The 16,779-nt window shown below is 63.6% G+C and carries 15 protein-coding genes, 1 other RNA gene and 3 pseudogenes; 8 read left to right on the forward strand and 11 right to left on the reverse strand.

The annotated features are described in order from the left end of the window. The 9 genes and pseudogenes from KDD17_RS07005 to KDD17_RS07045 form a co-directional block, all read right to left on the reverse strand. Complete coding sequence (locus KDD17_RS07005; RefSeq protein WP_212705890.1) at positions 1–1,209, reverse strand: SAM-dependent methyltransferase; 1,209 nt, start codon at positions 1,207–1,209, stop codon at positions 1–3. Between the two features lie 61 nt (positions 1,210–1,270). Then, complete coding sequence (locus tag KDD17_RS07010) at positions 1,271–2,692, reverse strand: cryptochrome/photolyase family protein (RefSeq protein ID WP_212705891.1); 1,422 nt, start codon at positions 2,690–2,692, stop codon at positions 1,271–1,273. Positions 2,693–2,760: 68 nt separating this feature from the next. After that, the gene (locus tag KDD17_RS07015) at positions 2,761–3,966 is read right to left on the reverse strand and encodes an aminotransferase class V-fold PLP-dependent enzyme (protein WP_212705892.1); all 1,206 of its coding nucleotides are present in this window, start codon (positions 3,964–3,966) and stop codon (positions 2,761–2,763) included. A 90-nt stretch (positions 3,967–4,056) separates the two neighbouring features. After that, positions 4,057–5,728 (reverse strand): annotated as a pseudogene (locus KDD17_RS07020) (BCCT family transporter). 196 nt (positions 5,729–5,924) lie between these two features. Then, positions 5,925–6,910: pseudogene (acuI, locus tag KDD17_RS07025) on the reverse strand (acryloyl-CoA reductase). An 85-nt stretch (positions 6,911–6,995) separates the two neighbouring features. Then, positions 6,996–8,099 (reverse strand): dimethylsulfoniopropionate demethylase, encoded by a 1,104-nt coding sequence (locus KDD17_RS07030; protein WP_212705893.1) that lies wholly within the window; start codon positions 8,097–8,099, stop codon positions 6,996–6,998. After that, positions 8,099–8,605, reverse strand: coding sequence for a DinB family protein (locus KDD17_RS07035; RefSeq protein WP_212705894.1), 507 nt, complete (start codon positions 8,603–8,605; stop codon positions 8,099–8,101). The genes KDD17_RS07030 and KDD17_RS07035 overlap by 1 nt, the downstream gene beginning before the upstream one ends. Beyond that, on the reverse strand, positions 8,602–9,309 hold the full coding sequence (locus KDD17_RS07040) for a DUF1326 domain-containing protein (protein WP_212705895.1): 708 nt from the start codon (positions 9,307–9,309) through the stop codon (positions 8,602–8,604). The genes KDD17_RS07035 and KDD17_RS07040 overlap by 4 nt, the downstream gene beginning before the upstream one ends. A gap of 3 nt (positions 9,310–9,312) precedes the next feature. Continuing rightward, positions 9,313–10,101: a DUF2182 domain-containing protein gene (locus KDD17_RS07045; protein WP_212705896.1), complete on the reverse strand. Its 789-nt coding sequence runs from the start codon at positions 10,099–10,101 to the stop codon at positions 9,313–9,315. Between the two features lie 83 nt (positions 10,102–10,184). On the opposite strand from KDD17_RS07045, the gene KDD17_RS07050 reads away from it, so the two are divergent. Then, positions 10,185–10,928 carry a FadR/GntR family transcriptional regulator gene (locus KDD17_RS07050; RefSeq protein ID WP_212705897.1) on the forward strand — a complete coding sequence of 248 codons (744 nt, stop codon included), beginning with the start codon at positions 10,185–10,187 and terminating at the stop codon, positions 10,926–10,928. Here KDD17_RS07050 and KDD17_RS07055 read toward each other — a convergent pair. Then, complete coding sequence (locus KDD17_RS07055; RefSeq protein ID WP_212705898.1) at positions 10,907–11,692, reverse strand: hypothetical protein; 786 nt, start codon at positions 11,690–11,692, stop codon at positions 10,907–10,909. The two genes, KDD17_RS07050 and KDD17_RS07055, sit on opposite strands and share 22 nt — an antisense overlap. A 4-nt stretch (positions 11,693–11,696) precedes the next feature. Further along, complete coding sequence (locus KDD17_RS07060; protein ID WP_212705899.1) at positions 11,697–12,125, reverse strand: L,D-transpeptidase; 429 nt, start codon at positions 12,123–12,125, stop codon at positions 11,697–11,699. A gap of 177 nt (positions 12,126–12,302) precedes the next feature. On the opposite strand from KDD17_RS07060, the gene KDD17_RS07065 reads away from it, so the two are divergent. The 7 genes and pseudogenes from KDD17_RS07065 (at position 12,303) to KDD17_RS07095 (ending at position 16,776) form a co-directional block, all read left to right on the forward strand. Next, the gene (locus KDD17_RS07065) at positions 12,303–12,560 is read left to right on the forward strand and encodes a hypothetical protein (RefSeq protein WP_254796921.1); all 258 of its coding nucleotides are present in this window, start codon (positions 12,303–12,305) and stop codon (positions 12,558–12,560) included. Positions 12,561–12,655: 95 nt separating this feature from the next. Continuing rightward, positions 12,656–13,006: a transfer-messenger RNA gene (gene ssrA, locus KDD17_RS07070) on the forward strand. Positions 13,007–13,100: 94 nt separating this feature from the next. Beyond that, positions 13,101–14,362 (forward strand): annotated as a pseudogene (gene chrA, locus KDD17_RS07075) (chromate efflux transporter). A gap of 66 nt (positions 14,363–14,428) precedes the next feature. Further along, a complete protein-coding gene (locus KDD17_RS07080) occupies positions 14,429–14,914 on the forward strand; it encodes an SspB family protein (protein ID WP_212705900.1) in 486 nt (161 codons plus the stop codon). Between the two features lie 67 nt (positions 14,915–14,981). Then, positions 14,982–16,373, forward strand: coding sequence for a class II fumarate hydratase (fumC, locus tag KDD17_RS07085; protein WP_212705901.1), 1,392 nt, complete (start codon positions 14,982–14,984; stop codon positions 16,371–16,373). Continuing rightward, positions 16,370–16,546 (forward strand): DUF4169 family protein, encoded by a 177-nt coding sequence (locus tag KDD17_RS07090; protein WP_212705902.1) that lies wholly within the window; start codon positions 16,370–16,372, stop codon positions 16,544–16,546. The genes fumC and KDD17_RS07090 overlap by 4 nt, the downstream gene beginning before the upstream one ends. After that, positions 16,543–16,776: a ribbon-helix-helix domain-containing protein gene (locus tag KDD17_RS07095; RefSeq protein WP_212705903.1), complete on the forward strand. Its 234-nt coding sequence runs from the start codon at positions 16,543–16,545 to the stop codon at positions 16,774–16,776. The genes KDD17_RS07090 and KDD17_RS07095 overlap by 4 nt, the downstream gene beginning before the upstream one ends. The last annotated feature ends 3 nt before the right edge of the window (positions 16,777–16,779 follow it).

Below are 16,779 nucleotides of genomic sequence, written 5' to 3' on the forward strand. Positions count from 1 at the left end.
TCAGCCCGGCTTGCGCACCGTAATCTGCGTAACGTCGCAATTTCCACTGTCAAAAGTCGCCGCGCAGGAAGTGAGGTAAAAATTCCACATCCGCCGGAACCGCTCATCAAAGCCCAGGGCCGCCACCTGATCCCATTTCTCGTTGAAGGTCTCGTGCCAGCGGCGCAGCGTCAGATCGTAGCTTTTGCCGAACTCGATGGATTTCTCGACGCCAAGCCCTGCCTTTTCCACTTGCGCGCGCAGCGCCGAGGGGCTGGGCAGCATGCCGCCGGGGAAGATGTATTTCTGGATGAAATCGACGCCGCGTTTGTAGACCTGCCAGCGGCGATCGGCCACGGTGATGATCTGCAGCGTCGCCTGCTTGCCGGGTTTGAGCCGGTCGTAAAGCGTCTGGAAATAGGCAGGCCAGTATTTCTCGCCGACCGCCTCGAACATCTCGATACTGGCGATGCCGTCATAGCTGCCCGTCTCGTCGCGGTAGTCCTGCAGCTTGAACGTCACCTTGTCGGAAAGACCTGCTTTTTCAATGCGCTCCACCGCATACTTAAACTGCTCCTCGCTGATGGTCAGGCAGGTGACCTGCAATCCGCGCTCTTTGGCCGCGTATTCGGCAAAGCCACCCCAGCCGCAACCGATCTCCAGCACATGATCGCCGGGCGCCACGCCCATCTGATCGACCATGCTTTTGTATTTCTCGGTCTGCGCGGCTTCCATGCTCATCTGCGGATCGTCAAAGATCGCACTGGAATAGGTCATCGTCTCGTCCAGCCAGAGGCCGTAGAAATCATTGCCCAGATCGTAGTGATAGCTGATGTTCTTGCGCGCCTGCGCTTTCGAATTGCGTTGCAGCCAGAAGCGCAGCTGCTCGAACCGGCGCACGAGGCCCATGCCCGGAAAGCCGTCGTAGATCTCTTCGTTGTCGTGATGGATGAAATCCATGAACGCCTGCAAATCCGGCGTGCTCCAGTCGCCATCGAGATAGGCGTCACAAAATCCCAGATCCCCCTCACGGATGAGGCGGGCAAACAGATCGTCGCTGTGCACATGCAACTCGGCCACGGGGCCGGGTTTGGAGCCTTCGGCGCGGAAACGGCGCCCGTCGGGCAGCACAAAATCCACGCGCCCGTGGCGCAGATCGCGGGCCATGCCAAAGACGCGGCCAAAATAGCGGGGCAGATTTTTCTGCCCCTCGGTTGTCGTCAAGATCATGCGCACTCCCCGTCGCGGTGTTGCCTGTAAATGTAGCCTGACAGAGCCACGGGTGGAACCGTTAAAAGTTTCGGTTTTCATAGGCTTCGAGCGCGCGTTTGCGCCCGTCACCGGGTTTCACGATCGGATCGGGATAGGCGTCGTCCGCCGACATGCCCCACTGCCGGGGGATCGCGTCGAAATAGGCAAGTGCATCATCGTGCGGGTTGGCGCGCCCTTCGGCGATCCAGCGCCCGGCGTAGTCGCGGTTCTTGTCAAATTTATCCAGCTGGGTTTCGGGGTTGAACACCCGAAAATAGGGTGTCGCATCGGGGCCGGAGCCTGCCGACCACTGCCAGCCCATCGCGTTGCTGGCCGGATCCCAGTCGATCAAGCAGTCCTCGAACCAGCGCATGCCGATCTTCCAATGGCACAGCAGGTGTTTGGTCAAATAGCTGGCCACGATCATGCGGCCGCGGTTGTGCATGCGGCCCGTCACGTACATCTCACGCAGGGCGGCATCGACGAAGGGAATGCCGGTGCGCCCCTGTTTCCACGCCTTGACCTCGGCCAGTCGCTCGTCCTCGTTCCAGGGGAAGGCCTCCCATTCCTCGCGCCAATTGGAGGTGGCGATGCGCGGGGTGTGGTGCAGCAGATGATAGGCGAACTCACGCCAGACCAACTCCTTGAGGAACGTCTCTGCCCCGCTCTTGCCCTCGTTGAGCGCGCGCATGCCCGCGTGCCAGCACTGGTGCGGGCTGATCTCGCCAAGCGCGAGGTTTTCGCTGAGGCAGGAGGTGCCATCGACGCCGGGCAGATCGCGGGTCGTGTCATACTCGGCGACCTTGTGCGCCAGAAACGCACCGAGCCGCGATTGCGCGGCCCCCTCGCCCAGCTGCACGAACGGGCGCACGATCTGCGCCCCCCGATCCATCGCCGCGTCCATCCGCCAATCGGCGATGGCGTCGCTGTCGGGCCAGCTGTCGGGCGCGGGGATCGTGCCGGGCGCGCTCAGCGGTGCGTCCACATCGCGGTCCTTCACCGCTTTCCAGAAGGGCGTGTAGACCTTGTAAAATCCGCCGGTCTTGGTCTCGACCGTCCACGGCTCAAACATCAGATGCCCGCCGAAGGAGCGCGCGTCGATCTCTGCGTCCTTGAGGGCCTGTTTGATCCTAGTGTCGCGCGCGGTGCTGTCGGGGTCATAGGCGCGGGTCCAATAGACGGCCCCTGCCCCGGTTTGCGCAATCAGCTCTTGCAGGGTCTCCAGCGCATCGCCTTGGCGCAGGATCAGGCGGCTGCCCTTGTCGGCAAGGCTGCCGCCAAAATGTTCGATCCCCAGACCCAGCCGGAATTTCGGCGCAGCCCCCAGCCCGTCGACCAGATCATCGCGGATGAACACCGGGATGACGGGCCGACCGCTTTTGCACGCGGCATCGAGGGCCGGATGGTCGGAAAGCCGCAGATCGCGGCGAAACCACAAAAGGATGGGGCTGGTGTCGGACATGAGGGCTTCCTGCGTGTGTGCGTTCTCTCGCACCTAGCGCCGGGTCACGGGGGTCAAGCCCCGCGCCCTCACAAAACCGCGTCGAGCGCGGTCAGCAGCTGATCCATCTCCGCCTGCGAGGTGTAATGCGTGAAGCTCAGCCGCAGCACGCCGCGCTCCATATCCACGCCCATGGCGCTGAGCGCGCGTCCGGCGTAGAAATCACCGCCCCCCGCCATGATGCCATGGGCGGCCAGATCGGCGGCGGCCTCTTCACCGGGGCGGTTAAGCGCAAGCGCCACCGTGGGCGCGCGCCCCTCGGCGCGGTCGGGGCCGATGAGGCGCACCGAATTGCGATCTTTCACCGCGTCGAGCAATTGTTGCAGAAGCGGGATCTCGGCCCCGCGCATCAGATCATGCACGCCCTGCGGGCCATCAGCCCCGTGGTGTGCGGCCAGCGCGTCGACGTAATCGGCCATGCCCGCACAAGCGGCGACCTGCGCGTGATCCGGCCCGGCGGGGGTGAAGCGTTTATAGAGCGTATTCCCGTTGAAATGATGCCCCTGATTGGGCAGCAGCGCCCCCAGCGCGCGGCGGATCACCATCAGACCTTGATGCGGCCCGTAGGTCTTGTAGGCGGAGAAGAGATAGATATCCGGCCCCAGCGCCCCCACATCGGCAAAGCCGTGCGGCGCGTAGCTGACCCCGTCGACACAAACGAACGCGCCCGCCGCATGGGCCAGCGCCGTGATCTCGGTCACCGGGTTCACCGCGCCTACGACATTCGAGCAATGCGGAAAGCACACCAGCCGCACGCGGTCGTCCAGCAGATCCTCAAGGTCTGCGGGATCCAGCAGGCCGGTATCGGGATCAATCCGCCATTCGCGCACCTCGATCCCCCGCGCGGCCAGGCGGCGCCATGGGCCGGTATTGGCCTCGTGGTCCTGATTGGTGACGACGATCGCCTCGCCCTCCTGCATCATCTCGCCGAAGGCCTGAGCCAGCACATAGGCGTTCTGCGTGGTCGAGGGACCGAAGCTCAGCTCGTCGGTCTCAACGCCAAGGATCGCGGCCATGCGGCGGCGCGCCTCGTCCATTTCGGCCCCTGCGAGAGTGGACGCCTCATAGGGGGCGTAGGGCTGCACCTTGCGTTCGGTATAAAAGCGGGTGAGCCGGTCAATGACCGGACGGCAGGTATAGCTGCCGCCCGCGTTTTCAAAGAATGCCTGCCCCTTCAGAGGGGCTGCGTCAAAGGCGGGGAAGTGGCCGCGCACAAAATCAAGATCAAGGGTCATGCAGCGTAGCGTATCCATCCGCGGCACAGGGTCAAACGCAAAAGGCCCCGGAGATGCTCCGGGGCCTTTCTATCGCTCTCGCCGGGTGCATTACTCGGCGGGCACGGCGTCAGGCTCGGCCAGTGTCGGCACGCCCTGCGCCTCGCGGCGCCCGTCGTTGTAGATCGCCTTGATCAGGCCCAGACACATCAGCACCATCACGATGCTGAACGGCAGCGCGCCGATCACCATCGCCGTCTGAATGGCCGAGGTGCCGCCGGAGATCAGCAGCCCTGCAACCACCAGACCAAGCGCCGCCCCCCAGAAGAGGATATGCGGGCGCGCCTTTGGCCCCTCATCGCCGGCCGCGTTGATCGTGTTGACGATCAGAACAGCCGAGTCCGCCGAGGTGACAAGGAATGTCATCAGCAGCACCACGATGATGAACGCCATGCCCCAGGCCAGGAACTCGGCAATGGGCGCAAGCATGAACTCGGTCATGGCAAAGATCTTGTCGCCGTTGGCTGCGTCAAAGATCACACCGTTTGCCTCCCCGTTGAGCTCAAGATCGATGGCGGTGCCACCGGCCCAGGCAAACCAGACAAAGCACATCAGCGCGGGCACGATCATCGCACCCAGCACGAATTCACGGATGGTGCGTCCGCGCGAAATCCGCGCGAGGAACAGACCCACGAAGGGCGCAAACGCGATCCACCAGGCCCAGTAGAACACCGGCCACCAGCCCTGCCACTGCGCCAGCTTGAACGCTTCGGATCCTTCGACACCGTCGGAGGCATAGACGTTGAAGCTCAGCCCCGGCAGCGCGATCAGGTAGTCGTAGATGCCGACAAAGAACGCGGTAAAGCCGAACCAAGTCGCGCCGAAGATGATGAAAAAGCTCAGCAGGAAGATCGACAGCACCATGTTGATGTTCGACAACCATTTGATGCCCTTGCCCACGCCCGACAGCGCCGACAGGGTCGAGGCGCCCATGATGACCACGATCGCCACGATCACGCCAACGGTGGTTGCGGTCCCGTCCTCGTTCATCAGACCGCTGATGCCGATCCGGTTCAGGCCGGCCACGAATTGCTCGACCCCAAAGCCCAGCGTTTGCGCCACGCCGAGGATCGTCGCCACCACGGCCACGATGTCGATCAGGTGGCCCAGCTTGCCCGACAGGCGCGCGCCAAACAGCGGCGTCAGCGAAGAGCGGATCGTCAGCGGCAAACCGCGACGATAGCTGAAGAACGCAAGAGCCAGCCCCGCGACCGCGTAGCACGCCCAGGCACCAAGACCCCAGTGCAGGAACGACCAGACATAGGCGGTGCGCACGTTGTCCGCCTCGCCCCGGTGGTGATCCCCTGAATGGTCGAGGGGTTGCTGCCGAAGTGGGCAACAGGCTCGGCCACGGCCCAGGTCAGCATGCCGACCCCGATGCCCGCGCCGAACATCATTGAGAACCACGAGAAGTTGTGGAACTCGGGTTTTTCGCCATCAAGGCCGAGGTTGAGCTTACCCGCCGTGGGCCAGATCGCGAGACCGAGACAGACGATAATGAAGAACGCAACGACGTAGATGTACCAAAACGCAAAGTTGCTCAGAATGAATCCGTTGAGACCGTTGAGCACGGCCCCGATTGCACGGGCCAGAAGATGGCCCAGACGCAGAGCGCCGAGATGATGATTTTCGAGGCCACCGTGACGTCGATGCTAAAGCCGCGGTAAAACCCTTTGTCCGCCGTTTTAATCGGCAGATCCATGAGGGGTGGTTCCAATGACATATGTCTTCTCCCTTGTTTGGCTCGCCCTAGGATAGAAGACCTGCGACATAGTGCTACCGTAAATTTTCAACAAACGGGGCCGTTTTTGGCGCGAAATGCGCCGGAAATGGCGGAATACAGCGCGTGCGACCAAAAAAGAACCGCCGCTCCAATTGGAACGGCGGTTCTCGAAAACTCTGATCTGGGATGAGCCGACTCAGGCGTTGACGTCGACGACCACGCGGCCCTTGACCTGACCTTGCAGGATGTCGGCGCCCAGCTTGGGCAGATCAGAAAGCGTCGCGGGCACGACCATCGCCTCCAGCTTGTCCATCGGCAGATCCTTGGCAATCCGCTCCCACGCGCGCAGGCGGTTGTCATAGGGCTGCATCACGCTGTCGATGCCCAGCAGGTTCACGCCGCGCAGCAGGAAGGGGATCACCGTGGCGGGCAGACCGGCCCCACCGGCAAGGCCCACCGCCGCGACGGAGGCACCGTATTTCATCTGCCCCAGCACGCGGGCCAGCATGTCACCGCCCACCGCATCGACGCAGCCGCCCCATGTCTCGCCCTCAAGCGGGCGCTTGACGGTTTCGTTGATCTCCTCGCGCGCGACGATCTGCGTCGCACCCAGGGATTTGAGGTAGTCACCCGTCTCGGGCCGTCCGGTCACACCTGCAACCTCGTGACCAAGTGCGGCAAGGATCGCCACCGCGACCGAGCCGACACCGCCTGCGGCACCCGTGACCAGCACCGGACCATCCTTGATCCCGTGATCCTCCAGCGCCATCACCGACAGCATCGAGGTGAAGCCGGCGGTGCCGACAGCCATCGCCTGACGGGTATCGAGCCCTGCGGGCAGCGGCACCAGCCAGTCGGCCTTGACCCGCGCCTTCTGCGCGTAGCCACCCCAGTGCACTTCGCCCACGCGCCAGCCGGTCAGCACGACCTTGTCGCCGGGTTTGTAGCGGTCGTCCGACGACGCCTCGACCGTGCCCGCAAAATCAATGCCGGGCACATGGGGTACTGGCGCACCAGCCCGCCGCCCTTGGGCGACATGCACAGACCGTCCTTGTAGTTGACGGTGGTATAGTCGACCGCGACCGTCACCTCGCCCTCGGGCAGATCGTCGAGGCCGATCTGCTTGACCTCTGCGCTGGCCTTGCCCTCGTCGTTTTGCGTCATCACCAAAGCGTTGAACATCGTCTGTCTCTCCTTTTGAAGCGCCCCGTGGCGGGGCCGGATCGTGGGGGTGGGCGGCGGGTGCCGCCTGTGTCTGATCGGGCCGTCAGGTCCAGAAGTTTTCGTGCACGGTGGCCTCACGCGGGCCTTCGTGGGTCTCTACCGTGACATTTGTGCCTTCGTCCCAGTGGGTCATGCGCACCATGCCGATGGCCACGTTGGTGTCGTGATCGGGCGACCACGCGGCAGAGGTCACCTGCCCCACGCGCTTGCCCTTTGCAGTGATGGGCCAGGCGCGATCGCAGCCCGGCACCTTCGGCCCATCGATTTCAATCGCGCGGATCTGCTGCACCGGACCCTCCTTGGCCACGCGCAAAAGCGCGTCGCGCCCGATGCAGCCGATGGCCGTCTGCGTGTCGCAAAACCGGCCCAGACCACATTCGTGCGGGGTATTGTCGTCGGTCATGTCGTTGCCGTAGCTCAGCAGCCCGCCCTCGACCCGCTCGATCCCGTTGGGGCAGCCCGCGTGCACGTCCAGATCGCGCCCGGCTTCCATCAGCGCGTTCCACAGCGGCATCGCAATATCAGAGCCTTCGACGTAAATCTCGAACCCGCCCTGCTTGGAATAGCCCGAACGCGCGATGTTCAGATAGCGGCCCTGAAATTCAAACATGCCAAATCGGAAGAACCGGATGTCGCGCACCGCGTCGCCAAAAACCCGCGCCAGCAGATCGTCGGACTTTGGCCCCTGCACGGCCAGCGGGCTCACGTCAGGCTCGTCGATCAGCACGTCAAGGCGGTAGCCATTGGCCAGCCCCTTGACCCACAGCATCAGGTCACTGTCGGCGATAGAGATCCACCAGCGATCCTCCGTCAGTTTCAGCCCCACCGGATCGTTGAGCATGCCGCCCGTCTCGTCCACGATGGGCAGATAGAAACACCGCCCCGGCAACATACCGCGCAGATCGCGCGGGGTGAGCATCTGCATCAGGCGCGCGGCGTCAGGGCCGCGCAACTCCACCTGCCGCTCGACCGCGACATCCCACAGCTGCACCGCGGATTTCAGATGCGCATAGTCCTCCTCGACCGAGCGGAAGACCGTCGGCAGCAGCATGCGGTTGTAGACCGTGTAGGCCTTGACGCCTGCGGCCTCGACCCCGTCGGAAAACGGGGTGCGGCGCAGACGGCGGGACGGGGAAATCAGCGCCATCAGGCGTCCTCCGGCATGAAAACGAGATCGCTCACCGGCGTCTCTGCCCCCATCGCGCCCAGCATCTGGTGGATCTGGCCGCGGTGGTGGGTCTGGTGGTTGAACATATGGGTGATGCACAGCCCGACGGGCTGTGTGACGGTCCGCTCCAACGTGCCGGAATACCATTCCAGATCGCCGCGCAGATCCATGTTTGACAGCGTTTGCGCCCAGATCCGCATCCGCCCATCCAGACGAAAGCGCATCGCGTCCCACTCGCCCGGCGTGGCCGCAAATTCGCGGAAATCGACGCCCTTGGCCGGTGCCTGCACATCGCTGCAAAAGCGGCTCATCCACAGGGTATCGGCCCACAGGATGTGGTTGAGCGTGGCAAAGATCGAGCCGAAGAAGGCGCCGCGATCGGCACGCAGCTCCGCCTCGCCCATCGGTTGAATTAAGCGCCGCAATTGATTGTTTTGCCACGCATTATAGCGCGCCATTTGCAACACGTAATCCTTCTGGATCACGGTTTGGGGCCTTTCCAGTCAATCGGGCAGATCTCTGCCGATTTTCCGCCAAAGTCCCAGACGCGCCCGTAGTCGCGCACTTTTGATTTCAGACCGCGCGCGGCGATGATGTCGGGGCCCATCCAGTATTTGGAGTTCGAGATCATGACGGGATGCTCGGGGTCCTTGCCCGCGATGGCCTCGATCTCGCCCGCGATCTTGCGGCCGATCTGGATCGAGCGGCGGTTGCCGTCGCGCAGGATCTGCACCGGTGCGCGTTCGGCGCCGATGATCTCGGACACCAGCATGGTGAACAGGCCCGTGGTCCCGCCCGCCGCACCGGAGAAGATCTGCAGGATGCCGTTGTAGGCCTTGCCGGAGGCGCGTTCATCCACATAGGCGGCAACCTTCCAGTTGCCCTCGCCCATGCGACCGGGGATATCGACCAGCAGCCCGACGTTCAGACCGCCAAGGTCCTCGCCCTCATAGTGGCCCTCGTCGATGGCGATGGCCATCCAGGCGTGGCAATGCCCTTCGGTGGGCGGATGCGCGCCAAGGCTGACAACGCAGGGGCAGAACAGCTCGCACGAGCAGTTGAGGAACAATTCGCCCTTGATCGCCCATTCCGTCGGCGTCGCTTCGCGGCGCTTGGGGTTGGGCATGCGGCTGTCGATGCGCTGGCTGATGGGCAGCCTGTCGGCGTCGGCCCGTTTGTTGGTCGCCATGTCTTATCCTCCCGAGATGACAGGCCAGCCCGCCACGGCACAGGCGCCGAGGATCAGGGCAAACCCCATTGGTTTTGTCACGTAATGTCCGATTTGCGGCAGTTTTTCCAGCACCATGAAAAAGGTCGCCAGCCCCATCCACGCAAGGTTCATCACCCCGCCCGCAAATCCCAGCGCCATGAAGCCCCAGCAGCAGCCGACGCAAAACGCACCAAGGCCAAGCCCCATGCGCGCCCCGCCCGCAAATCCGGTGCGCCAATGGCCCAGAAAATACATCGCAGGCGCGTGGCAGACGCCGTGGCAGATCTCTTTCGCGCGGGTGAACTGGTAGAGGCCCACGGCCAGCAGCAGCGCGGCGGCAAACCAGCGCGAGGTGGCAATACCCAGCATGTCGATCACCCCGCCGAACAGGAGTGCCAGTTGCACCCCCGCCAGCACCAGCGCAAAGCCGACCCAGACGGCAAAATAGCCCGCGATCACGCCCAGCCACCCTGCCCGCGTGCCATTGGCACTGCGCATCAGATCTTCGTAGGCGCGCAGCGTGGGCACGAGCGTGGGCAGCATCATCGCGGCCATCATCGCCGCCCACATCGCCGCCAGCGGGCCGAATTCGGCCATCGGCATCTTCATGTCCATGCGCGGGTCCATCCGGCGCATCGCCTCGGCCATCGCATCGGGACGGCCCAGCAGATCAAGGCCCATATCGGTGCTCATCACCACCATCATCCACCACGCCACAAGGATCAGGCCAAAAAAGCCGAGCCAAAGCGTCGAGCGGAGGAGATGGGGCATAGGCGGGCACCGTCGGGCGAGTCGATTGTTGCAAATTTAATGTCAGACAATTAGGCTTTTGCCAAATGGTAATTGTCTGACATATGAAGATCGATCCTGATAGCACCGCCGACCTCTCGGCCCAGATCGCCGCCGCCATCCGCGAGGAAATCGTTGCGGGCCGTCTGATCGTGGATCAGCGCCTCCCGTCGGAGGCCGAGCTGGCCGATCACTTCGACGTCTCCCGCTCGTCGGTGCGCGAGGCGCTCAAACGGCTTGCCGCGCAATCGCTGATCCGCACGCAGCGTGGCGCGTCGGGCGGCGCGTTCGTCAATCGCATCTCGTTCGAACAAGCCTACGCCCAGCAGATCACCACCTCGACGTTGCTCTTGTCGATGAACGCGGTGAGTTTCGAGACCGCCTGCGAGGCGCGTTTCGCGCTGGAGCGGTCCTGCGCCGCGCTTTCGGCCGCGCGCCGCCTGCCCGACCATCTGGCCGCCATGCGCGCCGAGATCCACCGGCAGGGCCAGCCCGGATTGACCGATGAGGCATTTTGCGCCTCTGATGTCAGCTTTCATCGTGCGTTGGTGGATGGGGCCGGCAACCCGGTGCTCAGCTACCAATTGGCCGGCGCGGTGGAGGCGATGCAGCCCCTGATGAACATGATCACCTTCACCGCCCGCGACCGTGCGCGCATCGTGGACCTGCACACGGCCATCGCCGACGCGGTCGAAGCGCAGGATGCGACGGCTGTGACCGCCGGGCTACACGCGCTGGAGGCAGAGACGCAGGCGCTTGCCGCCACGATGTTCGCCAAGGGCCGCGATCACGCGTCGGTGCGGGCGTAAATCACCGTCAGGATCGCTGCCCCCACAAGGGGGATCCCCGTGTAGACAAATGCATAGGCCAGCGCAAAAACGATCTCACCCGCGAGAATGATCTCACCCTCGGGGGTTGTGAAGAGGTCCGAGCCGTAGACCAGTTGCAGCGGAAGAACGCCCACGGCCCATTGCACGATGCCCGCAAACAGCCCAGCCCGGAATATCGTCCAGGCCAGCGGGCGTGTGCGCCGCCACGCTTGCCGCATCCCCAGACGCGCATCGCCTTCGATCGCCAGATGCGGCAGCGAGATCCCGAACCGGAACAGCAGCCACGTGAATGCGGTGATCGGAAGAATGCTCACCGGGCCAAGGATCGTATCTGTCCATAGCCCGTAAATGACCTGTTCGGTCAGGGGATCCGGCGCAAGTGCCATGACGACAAGATATGCCGCACCCCCGACTGCCAGCAGAATAAGCGCGATCAGGATCCCCAGAATCAGCCATTCGATCACGTATCGCATAAGCACCCGAAGCGGTGCCCGCGGGAGCAGACCGGCGTGCTCTCCCATCAGGCGCAGCCGGTGCCAGCCCACCGCGATCCACCCGACCGCGCCATAGGCGACCACACCGCTCAGGATCGACAGGCCGATATTGTCAGACTGGGGGTCGCGGTGCGGCGACAACGTGTACAGCAACTCGACCACAATCGTGACGATCAGAGGTATGCACAAAAGCCGGACCGCCGAAGGACGGTGATGCGCAATCTCCCTCAGGGCGGCGGTAAAGATCATCCGATCAATTCTGCACGACGACCTTCATGTTCTTGAGCCCCACCTTACGGGTCATCGCAAACAGGGTTGCCGCATGGCTGGGATGCAACCGGATGCAGCCGGCGGACGCGGGGCGTCCCAGTCGGCTGATCTGGTTTGTGCCGTGTATCGCATAGTTGCCGCGAAAGAAGATCGCGTGCGGCATCGGGGCGTCGTTATACAGCGAGGATTTGTGGTGACGCGACAGCCATTTTGCGCTCCAGGCGCCGCGCGGCGTCCATTTGCCCTTGCGCGCTGTGGACACGCGCCATTTGTGGATTTGCTTGCCGTTGCGGTAGACGCGCATGGTCTGCTCAGACACATCGACCTTTGCGACGATGGTATTCGCCATGCCCTTTTGCGGCATCACGACAGTCAAACACAGCACTGCGAGGGCGATCAAAAGAAGTCTCATAAAAAAGTCCCGCTCAAAATGGAGTGCCATGATGGTTGGCGCATCCGGCGCACCTGTCAAAGGATTCCCGCCGCAGCGGGCGCAAAACTACGGAATTCCTTACCCCGCACGCGCGCAGGCGTGAACTTTGGTACCTGTTGCGCGTTGACGCGGTATCCTGACACAGAAAGACCCCGCATGGATTTCATCGACATCATCAACGTGGGCCTGGCCCTGCTGACCATCGGATTTGGCGCGCTGGGCTGGCTCGCGCCGGTCTATACCATGAAAACCGTAGGGTTGCGGGATCGTGGCTCTACCATGGGGACGTCCGAGGTGCGCGCGGCTTCGGGCGCGCTGTTTGTCGTTGCGGGGGCCGGCGCGCTGATCCTTTGGACGCCCGCGGCCTTTGCCATGATCGGCTTTATCTGGGCGGGGGCGCGCTGGGGCGCGTGACCTCGCTGATCCTTGACGGGACGACGCGGCTCAAATGGATCTTTTTCGCCAGCGAGGTCGCCGTGGCCGCCGTGGCGCTAAGCATTAACCTGTGACCCCTTGAAGCGCAGGGCGGCATCCCCTACATCTGGGATGTCCTTCGGGACTATGGACATAAACGCGCTCGTAATAAGCGGATCGGACCCGGGGGCGGTACCCGGCGGCTCCACCAACCATCCTTCATTTGGGGATCATGGGGCCGAAACAGGATCGACGAACGTCTAAAGGGGTTATGCTTTGTCTCGGCTGTCTGCCACCGTTATCGGCGAAAAACGTACAATTGCAAATGACAATCGTGCACCAGTAGCGATGGCCGCGTAAGCGACCGGAGCGACTGAACTCTTAAGCCCTAGCGCCTTGCAGCGTTAGGCGGGGCCCGCCGGAGCCTGGCAACAGAATCCGGCACCTTCCCCCTCTTTGCTATTGTTGACCCCGGTTTTGCGCCGTGCCAAGCCTGCAACACGGGCCAGGACGCCCGCTCCCGTCGCAAAGGACCGCGCGATGTCCCCGTCTCCGCCTGACACGCCGCCAACATGGGCCGAGATGATCCGCATCTTTGGCCGGATCGGTTTGCTGTCATTTGGCGGGCCGGCGGCGCAGATCGCCCTGATGCACCGCACGCTGGTCGACGAGCGGCAATGGCTGAGCGAGGACGGGTTTCTGCGCGCGCTGAGCCTGTGCATGTTGCTGCCCGGCCCCGAAGCGATGCAGCTGGCGACCTACGCGGGATGGCGGCTGCGCGGGACACCCGGTGGCGTGCTGGCGGGCGCGTTGTTTGTGGTGCCCGGCGCGATGGTGATTTGCGCGCTGGCACTTGCCTACGTGCGGTTTGGTGAGGTGCCGCTGGTGCAGGCCGCTTTTGTCGGGATCAAGGCGGCGGTCATCGTCATCGTCGTGGCTGCGCTGCGCAGTCTGATGGCGCGGGCGCTGCGCGGGCACAGCGATTGGGCGATTGCGGCGCTGGCATTCGTCGCGCTCTTTGTCGCCGGCGTCCCCTTTGTGCTGATCATCGCGGCGGCGGCGATATGGGGTGCGTGGCGCAGGACGACTGAAATCACCCCGCCCGCCGTGTCTGCCCGCACCGCCACCCCCTGCGCACGGCGCTGATCTGGGGCGCGCTCTGGGCGGCGCCGCTGGTATGGGTCTGGGCGCACGACCGCGCGTTTCTGATCGAGCTTGGGCTGTTCTTTTCCACATTGGCGGTGGTCAGCTTTGGGGGCGCCTACGCCGTGCTGGGGTTCATGACGCAAACGGTTGTGAGCGATCTGGGCTGGATCAGCACGGCGCAGATGATCGACGCGCTGGGGCTGGCCGAGACCACGCCGGGGCCGTTGATCCTGGTGACGCAATTCGTCGCCATGCTGGCAGGCCACGCGCAGGGCGGCCTGCCGCAGGCCCTGAGCGCCGGAGCGCTGGCGCTGTGGGTCACCTTCACACCCTGTTTCATGTGGATCTTCCTTGCGGGACCCTATCTTGAGGCCTTGCAGTCGCGCCCGCGCCTGTCCTCGGCCCTGCGCGCAATCACCGCGGCGGTGGTCGGCGTGATTGCAAATCTGTCGCTCTGGTTTGCCCTTCACGTCTGGTTTGGCGACGTGCGCCCCCTCGCCCCGCTGGCGTTGCCCGTCCCGCAGGCGGCCTCGGTCCAACCCGTTGCCATCGCATTGACCGGCGTCGCAGCACTCCTGATGATGGGCCTCAGATGGCGCGTACCCGCCTGCCTTGCGGCCCTCGCGCTGGCCGGGTTGGTCGTTGGGCTGACCTAGCGACACCCCCTTTTACTCCCCCCGGAATCAGGTATGCTTACCAATAGTTTCATCGGGAGACCGTCCATGAGCCGAACCATCGACTATGGCAATCTGATGCACGATGCCATGCGCAGCCTGATCCGGCGGGTGTTGCTGGATGTGGCGGATAACGGTCTGCCCGGGGCGCATCACTTTTTCATCACGTTTGACACCAGCCACCCCGATGCCGAACTGGCCGACTGGCTGTCCGATCGCTACCCCGGTGAGATGACGGTGGTGATGCAGCACTGGTACGACAACCTCGAGGTCGGCGAGGACGGGTTCGCCATCACGCTCAATTTCGGGGACGCGCCTGAGCCGCTTTATATTCCCTACGATGCCATCCGCACCTTTGTGGATCCCTCCGTCGAATTCGGTTTGCGGTTCGAGCAGCAGGAAGAGGACGCTGCCGATACCGCGTCCCGCAAGGTGCAGGATCTGCCCCAGACCGAGGCCGAAGAGCTTGAGGTCGAGGAAGCGCCCGAAAAGGCCGCCGAAATCGTCTCCCTCGACAGTTTTCGCAAAACATAGGTTTGCGCGCGCGCGGGTGCGGCGCTACACCGTGGCGCGACAACAATGACCGATCAGGAGCGCCCCCATGGCCGACACCCGTACAGAGACCGACAGCTTTGGCCCCCTTGAGGTGCCGGCCGATAAATACTGGGGCGCACAGACCCAACGTTCGATCCTGAATTTCCCCATCGGTTGGGAAAAGCAGCCCGTCGCCATCGTGCGCGCGCTTGGCGTCATCAAACAGGCCTGCGCCATGGCGAACAAGCGCGCGGGCAAGCTGGATGCAAAACTCGCCGACGCGATGATCGAGGCGGCAAGCGAGGTGGTCGCGGGCAAGCTTGACGATAATTTCCCGCTGGTGGTCTGGCAGACAGGCTCGGGCACACAATCGAATATGAACGCCAATGAGGTCATCGCCAACCGCGCGATCGAGATCCTTGGCGGCACGCTGGGCACGAAAGAGCCGGTGCACCCCAACGATCACTGCAACATGGGGCAATCGTCGAACGATACCTTCCCGACGGCCATGCACATCGCCACCGCCATGACCGCACGTGACGTGACCCTGCCTGGGCTGGAAAAGCTGCACCGGGCGCTGCAGGCCAAGGTCGAGGAATTCGACGGCATCATCAAGATCGGGCGCACCCACACGCAGGATGCAACCCCCCTGACGCTCAGCCAGGAATTTTCCGGCTATACCCATCAGGTCGCCATGGGCATCCGCCGCATCAACGACGCGTTGGGCCGGATTTACGAGCTCGCGCAGGGCGGTACCGCCGTGGGCACCGGGCTGAACACCGCCAAGGGCTGGGATGTCGAGGTCGCAGCCAACATGGCCGAAATCACCGGCCTGCCCTTTGTCACCGCCCCCAACAAATTCGAAGCACTGGCCGCCCATGACGCGATGGTCGAGATCTCGGGCGCGCTCAAGGTCGTAGCCGCCTCACTCTTCAAGATCGCCAATGACATCCGCCTGCTGGGCTCCGGTCCGCGCTGTGGTCTGGGAGAGCTGATCCTGCCCGAGAACGAGCCGGGCAGCTCGATCATGCCTGGCAAGGTGAACCCAACGCAATGCGAGGCGCTCACACAGGTCTGCGCGCATGTGATGGGCAACGACGCCGCCGTCGGCTTTGCCGGCTCGCAAGGGCATTTCGAGCTGAACGTATACAAGCCGATGATGGCCTATAACGTGCTGCAATCCATGCAGCTTCTGGGCGACGCGGCGAGCGCCTTCACCGACAATCTGGTGGACGGTCTGCGCGCGGATGCCGACCGGATCGAACGGCTGATGCGCGAGTCTTTGATGCTGGTGACCGCGCTGGCGCCCGAGATCGGGTATGATAACGCCACCAAGGTCGCCAAGACTGCGCATAAGAACGGCACGACGCTGAAGGAAGAAGCGATTGCGCTGGGCTTTGTCGATGCAGAAACCTTTGACCGTGTCGTGCGCCCCGAAAACATGATCGGGCCCAAGTGAGCGGGCCGATCAACCTCAACAAGGTCCGCAAGGACCGGGCGCGCCGCGACAGGCGCGCCCAGGCCGATGAGAACGCGGTGAAATTCGGCCGCACCAAGGCCGAGCGCACCCGCGATGCGGCAGAGCAGACGCGCAAGACCACGCAACTGGACCAGCACAAGCGCGAGACATGAACGCGCGGCCCGTCAAACACTCCGTGACCCTGCGCGGGCACCGCACGTCCATTTCCCTTGAAGAGTCGTTCTGGCGCGAATTCCGCGCCATCGCCCGCGCGCGGGGCCTGCCGATCAATGCGCTTGTGGCCGAGATTGACGAGGCCCGGGGGATCGACAGCGGGCTGGCCTCCGCAATCCGGGTCTTTGTGCTTGAAACGTTAAGGGATCGTTTACCAAAGCCGGACTAGCGT

The sequence above is a fragment of the Sulfitobacter albidus genome, from assembly GCF_018200035.1.
GTDB classification, from domain to species: Bacteria; Pseudomonadota; Alphaproteobacteria; order Rhodobacterales; family Rhodobacteraceae; genus Sulfitobacter; species Sulfitobacter albidus.

Coding starts and splice junctions, on each gene's coding strand:
- KDD17_RS07005 (WP_212705890.1), bottom strand. CDS start 1,209: ATGATCTTGACGACAACCGAGGGGCAGAAAAATCTGCCCCGCTATTTT.
- KDD17_RS07010 (WP_212705891.1), bottom strand. CDS start 2,692: ATGTCCGACACCAGCCCCATCCTTTTGTGGTTTCGCCGCGATCTGCGG.
- KDD17_RS07015 (WP_212705892.1), bottom strand. CDS start 3,966: ATGACCCTTGATCTTGATTTTGTGCGCGGCCACTTCCCCGCCTTTGAC.
- KDD17_RS07030 (WP_212705893.1), bottom strand. CDS start 8,099: ATGGCGCTGATTTCCCCGTCCCGCCGTCTGCGCCGCACCCCGTTTTCC.
- KDD17_RS07040 (WP_212705895.1), bottom strand. CDS start 9,309: ATGGCGACCAACAAACGGGCCGACGCCGACAGGCTGCCCATCAGCCAG.
- KDD17_RS07045 (WP_212705896.1), bottom strand. CDS start 10,101: ATGCCCCATCTCCTCCGCTCGACGCTTTGGCTCGGCTTTTTTGGCCTG.
- KDD17_RS07050 (WP_212705897.1), top strand. CDS start 10,185: ATGAAGATCGATCCTGATAGCACCGCCGACCTCTCGGCCCAGATCGCC.
- KDD17_RS07055 (WP_212705898.1), bottom strand. CDS start 11,692: ATGATCTTTACCGCCGCCCTGAGGGAGATTGCGCATCACCGTCCTTCG.
- KDD17_RS07060 (WP_212705899.1), bottom strand. CDS start 12,125: ATGAGACTTCTTTTGATCGCCCTCGCAGTGCTGTGTTTGACTGTCGTG.
- KDD17_RS07065 (WP_254796921.1), top strand. CDS start 12,303: ATGGATTTCATCGACATCATCAACGTGGGCCTGGCCCTGCTGACCATC.
- KDD17_RS07080 (WP_212705900.1), top strand. CDS start 14,429: ATGAGCCGAACCATCGACTATGGCAATCTGATGCACGATGCCATGCGC.
- fumC (WP_212705901.1), top strand. CDS start 14,982: ATGGCCGACACCCGTACAGAGACCGACAGCTTTGGCCCCCTTGAGGTG.
- KDD17_RS07095 (WP_212705903.1), top strand. CDS start 16,543: ATGAACGCGCGGCCCGTCAAACACTCCGTGACCCTGCGCGGGCACCGC.